Annotated in this window: 9 protein-coding genes and 1 tRNA gene; 3 read left to right on the plus strand and 7 right to left on the minus strand. The window is 66.2% G+C overall.

Annotated elements, in window-relative coordinates; all coding sequences use genetic code 11:
* Positions 1-473, plus strand: a 473-nt coding sequence (gene dnaG / locus AC5Y5B_RS11950; protein WP_500005398.1) for a DNA primase, incomplete at its 5' end; no start/stop codon positions are given.
* On the opposite strand, the gene AC5Y5B_RS11955 is transcribed toward dnaG, so the two are convergent.
* Complete coding sequence (locus tag AC5Y5B_RS11955) at positions 457-735, minus strand: hypothetical protein (RefSeq protein ID WP_500005399.1); 279 nt, start codon at positions 733-735, stop codon at positions 457-459. The genes dnaG and AC5Y5B_RS11955 overlap by 17 nt on opposite strands.
* Positions 736-888: 153 nt before the next feature.
* Between AC5Y5B_RS11955 and AC5Y5B_RS11960 the strand changes: the two genes are divergently transcribed.
* Positions 889-961 (plus strand) — tRNA-Asn (locus AC5Y5B_RS11960).
* Positions 962-1,073: 112 nt separating this feature from the next.
* On the opposite strand, the gene cysE is transcribed toward AC5Y5B_RS11960, so the two are convergent.
* The 5 genes from cysE to AC5Y5B_RS11985 all read right to left on the minus strand — a co-directional run bounded on the left by cysE (position 1,074) and on the right by AC5Y5B_RS11985 (position 8,879).
* Positions 1,074-1,757, minus strand: coding sequence for a serine O-acetyltransferase (gene cysE / locus AC5Y5B_RS11965; protein WP_112635269.1), 684 nt, complete (start codon positions 1,755-1,757; stop codon positions 1,074-1,076).
* A gap of 2 nt (positions 1,758-1,759) precedes the next feature.
* A complete protein-coding gene (cysK, locus tag AC5Y5B_RS11970; protein ID WP_500005400.1) occupies positions 1,760-2,692 on the minus strand; it encodes a cysteine synthase A in 933 nt (310 codons plus the stop codon).
* A gap of 522 nt (positions 2,693-3,214) precedes the next feature.
* Positions 3,215-4,018 (minus strand): trehalose 2-sulfotransferase, encoded by an 804-nt coding sequence (gene stf0 / locus AC5Y5B_RS11975; RefSeq protein ID WP_112635281.1) that lies wholly within the window; start codon positions 4,016-4,018, stop codon positions 3,215-3,217.
* 199 nt (positions 4,019-4,217) lie between these two features.
* Entirely contained in the window at positions 4,218-4,523 is a 306-nt protein-coding gene (locus AC5Y5B_RS11980) for a hypothetical protein (RefSeq protein WP_500005401.1), read from the minus strand.
* 114 nt (positions 4,524-4,637) lie between these two features.
* Positions 4,638-8,879, minus strand: coding sequence for a bifunctional nitrate reductase/sulfite reductase flavoprotein subunit alpha (locus AC5Y5B_RS11985; protein WP_500005521.1), 4,242 nt, complete (start codon positions 8,877-8,879; stop codon positions 4,638-4,640).
* A gap of 329 nt (positions 8,880-9,208) precedes the next feature.
* On the opposite strand from AC5Y5B_RS11985, the gene AC5Y5B_RS11990 reads away from it, so the two are divergent.
* Positions 9,209-9,676, plus strand: a complete 468-nt coding sequence (locus AC5Y5B_RS11990; protein WP_500005522.1) for an LppP/LprE family lipoprotein — start codon at positions 9,209-9,211, stop codon at positions 9,674-9,676.
* Between the two features lie 75 nt (positions 9,677-9,751).
* On the opposite strand, the gene AC5Y5B_RS11995 is transcribed toward AC5Y5B_RS11990, so the two are convergent.
* Complete coding sequence (locus tag AC5Y5B_RS11995) at positions 9,752-11,704, minus strand: acyl-CoA dehydrogenase family protein (RefSeq protein WP_500005402.1); 1,953 nt, start codon at positions 11,702-11,704, stop codon at positions 9,752-9,754.
* Between the last annotated feature and the right edge of the window lie 96 nt (positions 11,705-11,800).

Here is an 11,800-nt window from a genome sequence, read left to right on the forward strand (position 1 = left end):
GCGACCCCACCCTGTGGCCACAGCGTGAGGCGCTCAAGGCGGCCCTGCAGTACCCGGCGCTCGCCGGGCCGGTGTTCGACACGTTGACGGTCGAAAGCTTCACCCATCCCGGCTACGCGGCCATCCGCGCGGCCATCGAGACCGCGGGGGGCACCTCGAGCGGGGTCACCGGCGCGCAGTGGATCGAGGCGGTGCGTGAGCAGGCCTCGTCGCCCCTGACCGCCGGCCTGGCCAGCGAGCTGGGGGTGGAGGCCATCCAGGTCGACGAGGAGAAACTGCCCCGCTACATCGGCGGCGTGCTGGCCCGGCTGCAAGAGGTGTGGATGGGCCGGCAGATCGCCGAGGTGAAGTCGAAGCTGCAACGCATGTCACCGATCGAGCAGGGCGACGAGTATCACGCCCTGTTCGGCGACCTGGTGGCGATGGAGTCCTACCGGCGCAGCCTGTTGGAGCAGGCTAGCGGCGACGATTAGACGGCGTCAGCACGTCGTCGGCCGAGCCCTCGACGTCGCGTTCCATGATGGCCGTTTGGTCGTCGATCTCGGTCAGGGTGACAAAGCCGGCGTCGGGCGAGATCCTGTTCGCGATCTTGCGCCGGCCCCCTTCGATCATCGACTTGGCCACCGGGCTGCTGGTCAGCGCGCGATAGGTGTCGACGAGCTGCTCGTATCGGCGACGCCCGGCCTTCGAACCCAGCACGTAACCCAGCCCAAGCACCACGACATACCGGATCAAAGCTTTCCTCCCGACTATCGATGGCTCCCATCCTGCCTCACCGGCCGAGGCGCCCGCGCGGTCGATCCCCTTCCGCGGGGTGTCCCGAGGGTGGTCCACGCCAGTTGGGTGCGGTCGGGCCAGTACGCTAGAGTCGTCCCGCGATCGGGTTAGTCCCCTGTAGCTCAATTGGCAGAGCATTCGGCTGTTAACCGAAGGGTTCCTGGTTCGAGTCCAGGCGGGGGAGCACATCTCTGAAGTCTTCTGGCCGGCGCTCCGGCCGCCGTCGATGTGCGGTGTCTCGCCGATGACGAACGACGCGGCCGGCTGCGCGTGTGCGCCGCGACGGATAGCGGTTGTCAGATCGAGAAGTCCTCGCCGTGCCAGACTCCGGCTTCGGGAGGTCGGATAACCGGGTCAGCCGTCTGCCCGTCGTTCAACGCCTCCAACTTGTCGACCCTCGTCAACAGCGACTGCAGACTGACCCCCACGAGGTCGGGCATCATCGAATCATCCGGACTGCTGCGCCCGTGGCGGCTGATGACCTGTCCGGGAACCCCGATGACCACCGCGCTGGAGGGGACCGGCTTGACCACGACGGCGTTGGCGCCAATGCGGCTGTCGTCGCCAATCTTGATCGCGCCCAAGACTTTTGCGCCCGCACCGATGATTACCCGATCCCCGACAGTGGGGTGTCGTTTTCCGGTGTCCGAGCCGCTACCGCCGAGGGTGACGCCGTGATACAGCGTGACGTCGTCGCCGACCTCCGCCGTCTCGCCGATAACGACCCCGGTCGCGTGGTCGATGAACAGGCCGTCGCCCAAGATGGCGCCGGGGTGGATGTCCACTCCCGTCACGATGCGGGTGAACTCGGCGAGGACCCGCGCCAGCACGCGTGCCCCGCGGTTCCACAGCCAGTGGCTGATTCGGTGACCCCAGATGGCGTGCACGCCGGGATAGGCCAGTATCACCTCCACGGTGGTGGGGGCCGCCGGATCGCGCTGCTTAGCAGCCTGGATGTCACGCCGGATGGCCGCAAGCATGGTCAGTCCGCCAGGTCGGCGTACAGCGCTGTGCTCAGATACCGCTCGCCAAAGTCGGGGAGCACCACAACGATGAGCTTGCCTGCGTTCTCGGGCCGCCGGGCCACCTGGAGGGCGGCTGCCAGGGCTGCGCCGGAGGAGATCCCGGCCAGCAGCCCTTCCTCCGTGGCGAGCCGCCGGGCCAGGGTGAGCGATTCCTCGTTGCTGACGGTGATGATTTCGTCGACCAGATCCTCGTCGAGCACGGGCGGGACGAACCCGGCGCCAAGCCCCTGGATCGGATGCGGCCCCTTCTTGCCGCCGGACAGGACCGGTGACGCGGCGGGCTCGACCGCGACGATCTGTACCGAGGGCTTGCGCTGCTTGATGACCTGAGCGACGCCGGTGATGGTCCCGCCTGTTCCGACGCCGGCCACGAAGATGTCGACCCGGCCATCGGTGTCGCGCCACACTTCCTCAGCGGTGGTTGAGCGGTGGATCGCCGGGTTTGCCGGGTTTTCGAATTGCTGGGGGACGAAATACCGCTGGTCGGATTTCGCCAGTTCCTCGGCCTTCGCGATCGCGCCCGGCATGCCGTCAGCGCCCGGCGTCAAGATGATTTCGGCGCCGTAGGCGCGCAGCAGCATCCGCCGCTCGACGCTCATCGTCTCGGGCATGGTCAGCACGCATCGGTAGCCGCGCGCCGCGCACACCATGGCCAGGGCGATCCCCGTGTTCCCGCTCGTCGGCTCGAGGATGATCGTGTCAGGCTTGATCAATCCCGCCTTTTCGGCCGCGTCGATCATCGCGACCCCGATGCGGTCCTTCACGCTGTTGCCGGGGTTGAAAAATTCCAGCTTGGCAACGACATCGGCGACAGCGCCTTCGGTGACCCGCCGCAGCCGCACCAGCGGCGTATTTCCGACTACCTGCGTGACGTCTTCGGCAATGCTCATCTGATTTCCTCAACGATGTCGGAACATGGCGTCGCGGCCTGCCGGCGGATGCCGATGTTGGTTGCGGACTCGGATGCGGCCCGGCTCGGTGTAGACAAATCGATCATTGCTGGTTGATCTTCCTGAATGGCTTGGGGGTAGCGCCCGATGTGGTCCCCCCGGCGAACCGGTGATGCTGCCGCGTCTGGCGCTACACGTTCTTGAGCGTTGGAAGGCGTCAGGAAATCAACAACAACAACAGCCCATGGTGGGGCGGCGCGTAAGGACGAAGCGCGGCTGTGTGGCCTGTTGCATAGCCCCACTATAAGACATTCGCCCTGCATGGCCATCTGGCTCATCTGCGCCGTGCCTCGTTCCGGAGCGATACCCGTTTAACGCGTCAACCGGCCGACGCGCTTGGATAATCCCTGGACCCGGGTGGGTCGTGCGAAGGGTCATCGCCGGTGGATGCGCGGCATCGGGCCGGACTCAAACACCACGTCGGCGCATATGCTGGCGCGCGGTGGCCGGCGCTCGCATCGATCAGGTTGGCAGGCCGTACTTTTCGGCATCGGAGCGGTAGCGGTCCACCCACTCATCGGAGCGCTGGTCGGCCTGGCGCTCCAGCACGGGCTGGGGAGCCAGTTGCGGGTCTAACCCGAGTGCTTCGAGGATGGATCCCACCACCTGGGTCAGGTTGCGCCACAACACCGGATACGAGATGTCCATTGGGGTGATGTCTTCTTCGGCGAACCAGTTTCGCCATCCCTCTTCCTGAGCGCGCAGCATGGTGACGACGTGGGCGATCGCGCCGGCGTGGTAGGTCGCGCGAGCGTCTCGTACCGGGTCGGGTCTACCCCGCCAGACCCGCGTCTGCACCGCGCGCCAAAACGACACCGCTTGGGAAATCACGTCGGGCCGGTAGACGTGAATCAGCAGTGGCCGCTCGCCCACCACGTCGGTGATCGCGGCCAGCAGGCCATCGCCGCTGCGGTCCGGCAGGTTCTTCGCGCGGTCCAGGAGCAACGGTGTCTGGTTCCACATGAGTTTGCCGCCCCACACCCCGTTCGGCGTCCTTCCGACGGTGCGGATGTAGCTGCGCCAGATCTCGGGCGGCGCGAGGTCAGGCGTCCCGGCGTCTATCGGATCGAGCAGGTTCAGGATCGACTCGTCGTCGATCCCGGCGAACCACTCGCGCGGCTGCGGGGACTGACTGGTGGACGGTAGGTACTGGAAGAACTCCTGGGGCTCGCCGGCCACTCCGGTTGCGCGCAACGATTCGACCAGCAGCGTGCTGCCGCTCCGCTGCGACGCCAACACCAGATATGACGACGGCCTCTTTGTCACCTGCAGAGTCTAACCAGATTTTCAAATCTCAATCGGGGAAACACGATTAGGGTCAGCATGAACGAAAGTCTTGCGTTGGACCGGTTTTACCCGCAGGCAGGACGGCGCGGCGCTGCACGGGAATGTAAAGATTCAAGTGTTTCAGGGACATTCGCCTCGTGACCGGGGTGTCCCCGCCGACCGAGGCCAGCGGCCGACGTCAGTGTGAGTCCGAGGTCATGCGCGCTGTTGGCGCGTCCTGGTGTTCGTCTGCGGCCTCGCAGACGCACACGTGGGCGCCGTGGCGCCACGGCCCGAACTGGGTACCGCGCCTGCGCAGCAGATGCTGGGCGTAGACCTTGTCGCGTTGGTCCCGCGAGAACGCGAAGTCGAGGTTGACGGGCAGCCCCGCCCAGTCGACCCGGTCAGTGACCGGTTCGTCGGCGGTGGCGCCGTACCTCAGCCGGCACTGCAGAGGGCAGCCGTTCTTGTTGACCCGATCGGGTCCATCACACTCCCGAGCCACGATGGCGTCACTCCTTCAGGTGCGCGACCTTATGGGTGCATCGTGGGACGGAGACGTTTCAGCGGTAAGTGTGCGATGTTTCCGCTGTGTTACGAGTGCGGCGGCGGGTCGGCGTCAGTAGACGTCGCGGTGGTAGCGCTTGTCGGCGCTCAACGATTGGACGTAGTCCTTCGCCGCTTCCGGGTCCAGCTTGCCGAATTCGGCCGCGATCTCGCAGAGCGCCCGATCGACGTCCTTGGCCATCGGATCGGCGGTGCCGCAGACGTACAGCTGGGCGCCGTCCTGCAACCAGCTCCACAGCTGCGCCCCGCGCTTGCGCATCAGGTGCTGCACGTAGACCTTCTGTTGCTGGTCGCGGGAGAACGCCAGGTCCAACTCGGTGAGGAACCCGTCGTCACGCATCTGCTCGAGTTCGTCGCGGTAGTAGAAGTCGGTGGCGGCGTGCTGCTCGCCGAAGAACAGCCAGTTGGGTCCGGTGTGGCCGAGGGCGCGCCGTTCCTGCAGGAAGCCGCGGAACGGCGCGATCCCCGTCCCGGGTCCGATCATGATCATCGGGGTATCCGACTCACTCGGCGGCCGGAAATTGCTGGATTGCTGCAGATACACGGCGACTCGATCGCCGGGGGAGCGGTCGGCGAGGTAGGTCGAACACACCCCGCGGCGCGCGACGCCCTGAAAGTTGTAGCGCACCGGGGAGACGGTCAGGTGGACTTCGCCGGGGCACTCCTTGGGGCTCGACGAGATCGAATAGAGCCGGGGCTGAAGGCGTTTGAGCACCCGCAGCCACTCGTGGGCCGATGCGGAGACGGGCAGCTTCGCCAGCAGGTCGATGGACTGGCGCCCCCACGTCCAATCCGCCAGTGCGCGTTTGTTTTCCGGCTTCAGCAGTTCCGCGAGTGTCGAGTCGCCGGTGCGCTCCTGCACGAAGCGCACCAGATCCCGGCTGATGTGGGCGATCTCGATGCGCTCGGTGAGCGCGGAGCGCAGCGACATCAGGCCGTGCTCGCCGACCTCGACCGGGGTCTGCCCGTTGAGTCCGGTGACCGACAGCCATTCGTCGACCAGCTCGTCGCTGTTGCGCGGCCACACGCCGAGCGCGTCACCCGCCTCATACGTCACCGATTCTTCCGGCATGTCGAAAACCAGGTGCCGCACGTCTTTTGTCGATTGCGGCTGGCTCAACACGGTGTTGCGGACCATGCCGGTGATCAGCGGGTGCTTCTTGCTGTACGTGGAGGTTGCGGGCGCGCCGGGGCGAGACGGCGCCGCAACCGTGGAGGTGCGGGCCGGCGCGGTCGCGCTCCCGTCCCCGCCGACCGAGGTGGGCGTGCGGGTGAGGGCTTCGATGACGTCGCCCACCCACTTCGCCGCCGTGTCGTCGTAATCGGGTTCGCAGTCCACCCGGTCGGTGATGCGGGTGGCTCCGAGCTCGGCGAGGCGGGCGTCGAGCTTGCGGCCGTGGCCGCAGAAATCGTCATAGTTGGAATCGCCCAGGGCCAGGACGGCGTAGCGGGTGTTGGTGAATCGCGGTGCGCCTTCGGACGTCAGCGCCCGCCAGAGGCCGGCGCCGTTGTCGGGCGCGTCGCCGTCGCCGGTGGTGCTGGTGATCAGCAGCACTTCTCGCGTCGTCGTCAACTGCGCGGGCGGGAAGTCATCCATGCTGTGCAGCGCGACCGGGAGCTCGGCGGCGCCCAACCGGGCGGCGATCTCGCCGGCGAGCTCCTCGGCGTTGCCGGTCTGCGACGCCCACAGCACCACGACGGGAGCGCGCTCGGCGACGGGGGTGGCGTCGGCGGGCGGGGCGGGCGGTTGTTGGACGGCGGGCATCGGGGCGTGTTGCGGCGCCTCGGGCAGCGCGACCGGTTGGGGTCCGTCGATGCGCGAGAACAACCCGGCCAGCAGGCCGTCCACCCACAGCCGGGTGCCGGTGTCGAACGGCGCGCTCGGCGGCAGGGTGGGTACCCCGCCGGCGCGGCGACCGGCCTCGGAGCGAAGCCCGGAGAGCATGCCGGACAGATATGAGCGGCCAACCTCGGTGAATTCGGGCTTGGGTTGCGTTGTCACACCCAGCAATTCGCCGAGAGCGTCGACTTGTGACACGCTGATTTCTCGTACCTCCGTGGGTGCGGATTCTGGTGTGCCGGTGGCCGCCGGCATCTCGGTGTCCGGATCGGGTTGCGCGACGGCGACTTTCGTCAGCGTCACCGCGCACGCCTTGAATTCCGGTTGGCTCGAGATGGGATCGACGGCGTCGTTGGTCACGGCGTTGATGGACAGGTATTCGCCGAAGGCGTCGTTCCAGTGGAACGGAGCGAAGCAGTTCCCGGGCCGCACCCGGTCACTGATGACGGCGGGCAGCACGGCGCGGCCGCGGCGGGACGCGATCTCGATCTGGTCGTCGTCGGCGACGTGCAGGCGGGCGGCGTCGTCGGGGTGGATCTCGACGAACGGCTTCGGATTGAGTTTGTTGAGTTTGGCGACCTTGCCGGTCTTGGTCATGGTGTGCCATTGATGCGGCAGCCGGCCGGTGTTCAGCAGGAACGGGTAGTCGTCGTCGGGCATTTCGTCGGGCAGCAGGTGCGGGCGGGCGAAGAACGACGCTCGGCCCGTCGGCGTCGGGAAGGCCAATCGGGGCACGCTGCCGTCCTCGCGGACCAGCTGTGTCTGGCTGACACCGTCGTTGAGGTAGCGGATCGGGTTGCGGTCGCCCTCGCCGTCCGGCGCGCACGGCCACTGCAGCGGGCTGCGGCGCAGCCGCTCGTAGCTGACGCCGCGCAGGTCATAGCCGGTCTTCGGGTTCGAGAACCGCTTGATCTCTTCGAAGACTTCCTCGGCGCAGGTGTAACTGAACGCCTCCGAAAAGCCCATCTCGCAGGCGATCCGGGCGATGATCTGCCAGTCGGGCAACGCGTGGCCCGGCGCCGCAACCGCCGGCTGAAACAGCGTCATGTTGCGCTCGGAATTGACCATGACCCCTTCGGACTCCGTCCACAGGGTCGCCGGCAACAACACATCGGCGTATTCGTTGGTCTCGGTCTCCAAGAACGCGTCCTGGGCCACCACCAATTCGGCGCGCTCCAGGCCGGCCAGCACCGTCTTCCGATTGGCAACGGAGGCAACGGGGTTGGTGCAGATTATCCAGCACGCCTTGATCTGCCCGTCGGCCATCCGGGAGAACATGTCGATGGTGCCGCTGCCGACGTCGGTGCGCAGCGTTCCGCGGGGAATGCCCCACAGGTTTTCGACGAACTCTCGGTCGTCGTCCGATAGCACCGAACGCTGACCGGGCAATCCCGGCCCCATGTAACCCATCTCGCGACCGCCCATGGCGTTGGGTTGGCCGGTGAGCGAGAAGGGGCCGCTGCCCGGCTTGCAGATCGCGCCGGTCGCGAGGTGCAGGTTGCAGATCGCGTTGGTGTTCCAGGTGCCGTGCGTGCTCTGGTTGAGGCCCATGGTCCAGCAGCTCATGAAATTGCCGGCCTCGCCGATCATTTGAGCCGCGGCGCGGATGTCTGCTTCCGGGATTCCGGTCACCACGCTGACCATGTCGGGGGTGTACTGCTCCAGGAAGCTGGGCATCACCTCCCAGCCCTCGGTGAATTCGGCGATGAAATCGGGGTCGGTGTGGCCGTTCTCGACGATCAGGTGCAACAACCCGTTGAGCAGCGCCAGATCCGATCCCGGCGCGATCTGGAGAAAGAGGTCGGCCTTCTCGGCGGTTGCGGTGCGGCGCGGGTCGACGACGATCAGCTTCGCGCCCGCCTTGACCCGGTCCATCATCCGCAAGAACAGGATGGGATGGCAGTCGGCCATATTGGCGCCGATGACGAAGAACACGTCGGCACGATCGAAGTCCTGGTATGACCCGGGTGGGCCGTCCGCGCCCAGCGAGAGCTTGTAACCAGAACCCGCGCTGGCCATGCACAGCCGTGAGTTCGACTCGATCTGGTTGGTGCCGATGAAGCCCTTGGTCAGCTTGTTCGCCAGGTACTGCGCCTCGATGGACATCTGGCCGGACACGTACATCGCGAAGGCGTCCGGGCCGTGTTCGTCGATGATCGCGCGTAACCGATTCGCGCACTGGGCGATCGCCTGATCCATGTCGATGGGCTCGAGCGGCTCACCGCGGTCGGCCCGCACCTGCGCCGACTCCACCCGGCCCGGCGCGCCGAGCATGTCGGCAGTGGTGGCGCCCTTGGTGCACAACCGGCCGAAGTTGGCCGGATGTTCTTTCCTCCCAATCGACTTGGCAACGTGATCGCGGCCCGTTTTCGGGTCCGTTGTGATCTGCAACACCATGCCGCAACCGACGCCGCAATACGCGCACATGGTGTTCACGGCGTTCTCCGGCGCCATGGACTCCCTGGTCACGCTTACGTCCCTTCGGTCGAGTGCGTACGAGTTAGCTCCGCATCGGGTGAGTTCATTGTGGAGCAGGCATGTTTCGGCATCGCTGCTCGAAATTTCCCCCGGTTTACTTCTTCCTCTCAACGGCGGGTGCACCGATGTGAAATTGCCGGGGAATTCGCGGCCTCAGAAGGCGTTACCGCAGGTCACCGTTGACCGGCCGTCCCGCTTGAGGTTACGCAGGACGGCCCGCGAAACGCTTCTCAGAAGGGGGTTTTTGACCAAACCGATGGGACATTCACAGTCTTCGCTAAGCTCACCGCGTGCGTCAGCTCATTGTGATCTGTCTGGTTTTGCTGGCCTCGGGCTGCGGCTGGAAGCCGGCCGCGCCCCCGCAGGCCCGGCCGGACACCTGCAAGGACTCCGACGGGCCAACGGCCGACACCGTGCGCCGGGCGATCACCGCGGTTCCCATCGCCATCCCCGGCACCATCTGGGTCGAGATGGGCCGCGGGCACACCCGAAACTGCCGGTTGCATTGGGTGCAGATCATTCCGACGATCGCCAGCGAATCCAGTCCACAGCAACTGCTCTTCTTCGACCACAACAGGCCGCTGGGGAGCCCCACGCCCAACCCGAAGCCGTACACGACGGTGCTACCGCCCTCGGATGACACCGTCACCGTTCAATACCAGTGGCAGAAGGCAAATGATCAGCTGTGCTGTCCCACCGGGATCGGAACCGTCAAGTTCCGGATCGGCTCGGACGGCAAGCTGCAAACCCTGGGCAAGGTTCCGAACCAATAACGTGTCACGCCAACGGCTTTCCCCGCCGGTTCGCCGGCTGTGTCGGGGCGGCCCGTGGATCCGTGAACGGCCGCGTCAGCTCGTGAGGGCCTCTTCCAGGTTCTCCGGGTGCAGCATCTCGACGTAACGCAGCCGCTCCGGGACCCCGAAACCGTCGACGAGCGTCTCGGCGTGCGGGCGCAGCGCGCGGCAACGGTCGTTGATTCCCCGCGTGACCGCCTTCGCGCGCTCGGTGGACAGGTACCGGTGCTCGATGTACCACGCCTTGTCATCCTCGATGACCGACAGCGCGTACAGGTCGCACAGGATGCCGAGTAGTTCGCGGGCCTTCTCGTCGGGGCACGCGTCGATTCCGGCGACGAACGCCTCCAAGATGACCCGGTCGATGTGCGCGCTGGCCGCATGTAACACGTGATCCTGCACGGAGTTGAATGCGTCGAATGCCGACATCTCTTTGGATTTGGCCTGCAGCCTGCGGGCCACCGAGGCCAGCAGATACTCCTCGCGGTCCTCGAACATCGTGATCTGCGTGCCGCGGTTGAACAGGCTGCCCTCTTCCTCGCTGTCTTGCCGGGCATCCACGATCGTCTGGATAATCGCCTCTGCCGCAGTGCGTTTGACAACGCGTTCGCCCACGGTACTGGCCGCGAAGCGCACCCATTCGACCGGACTCATGCTCTTGATGTCGTCGGCGTAGGCCGTGAGCAGTTCCTTGGCCACCAATTGGGTCAGCACGTGGTTGTCACCCTCGAAGGTGGTGAAAACGTCTGTGTCGCCCCGCAGCCCGATCAGCCTGTTCTCGGCCATGTAGCCCGCGCCGCCGCACGCTTCGCGTGACTCCTGGATGGCCCGGCTGGCATGCCAGGTGTTGGCCGCCTTCAACCCGGCGGCGCGCGCTTCGAGTTCGCGTTGTTCGTCGGCGTCGGGTGCGTCCGCGCTTTGGACGTCGTGACATTTGCCGACCAGTTCGTTCTGCGCGAACTGCAGCGCATAGGACTTCGCGATCAACGGAAACAGTCGCCGCTGGTGCACCAGGTAGTCCATGATCAGCACTTCGGACCCGTCATCGGGCGCGGTGAACTGCCTGCGCTGCAAGGCATATCGGGTGGCGATATCCAGGGCCACCCGCCCGGCGGCACCGGCGCTGCCGCCGACGGTGATCCGGCCGCGGACCAGGGTGCCCAGCATGGTGAAGAACCGGCGGTTCGGGTTGTCGATCGGCGAACTGTAGGTGCCGTCGGCCGCGACGTCGCCGTACTTGTTCAGCAGGTTGACCCGGGGGACCCGGACATGGTCAAAGATGATGCGGCCGTTGTCGACACCGGGCAGTCCGCCCTTGTATTCGCAGTCCGACGTGGTGACGCCCGGCAGGTCGTTGCCGTCCTCATCGCGGATCGGGACCAGCACGCAGTGCACGCCGTGGTTGACCGGCTTGCCGTCCTCGTGGGTGATCAGTTGGGCGAAAACCGCTGCCATGGTTGCGGTTTCGGCGGCCCCGCCGATGTAGTCCTTGCGGGCCGACGGGGTGGGGGAGTTGATGACGAACTCTTCGGTCTCGGGGTCGTAGGTCGCGGTGGTCTCCAGCGACTGCACGTCGCTGCCGTGCCCGGTCTCGGTCATGGCGAAACAGCCGCGCAGCTCGAGGCTGATGATCTTGGGCACGTAGAGCTCGTGGTGGCGCTCGGTGCCCAGGTTCTCCACGGCGCCGCCGAACAGCCCCCACTGCACCCCGGCCTTCACCATCAGCGACAGGTCCGACATCGCCAGCATCTCGATCATGGTGATCGCCGCGCCCACGTCACCGGTGCCGCCGTGTTCTTTGCGGAAACTGTCGGCGGCCGCGCCGAACGCAGCCATGATCCTCATCTGCTCCGCGACCTTGGTGCGGGCGATCACGGTGTTGGGGGTGTAGTGCGGGCGGAACAGATCCTCGGTGAGCGTGGCTCGCATCCGGTTTCTCACATCGCGCCAACGCCCGTCCAGTGCGTTGCGCAGATATTCGGCAGTGCTAGTCGTTTCAGGCGCCATAAGCCGACAGTAATGGGCGGTTCCCGCCGCGGCGAACAACGACGAAGGTTCATGTCGCCGGACGAAATCCCGCGGCGGCCGCCCACCCGCGGCGCC

It is taken from the genome of Mycobacterium sp. NGS33, from assembly GCF_059812885.1.

Bases quoted from the DNA above. Each gene is read 5' to 3' on its own strand.
- AC5Y5B_RS11995 (WP_500005402.1), bottom strand. From the start codon at position 11,704: ATGGCGCCTGAAACGACTAGCACTGCCGAATATCTGCGCAACGCACTG.
- cysK (WP_500005400.1), bottom strand. From the start codon at position 2,692: ATGAGCATTGCCGAAGACGTCACGCAGGTAGTCGGAAATACGCCGCTG.
- AC5Y5B_RS11985 (WP_500005521.1), bottom strand. From the start codon at position 8,879: ATGGCGCCGGAGAACGCCGTGAACACCATGTGCGCGTATTGCGGCGTC.
- cysE (WP_112635269.1), bottom strand. From the start codon at position 1,757: ATGCTTGCGGCCATCCGGCGTGACATCCAGGCTGCTAAGCAGCGCGAT.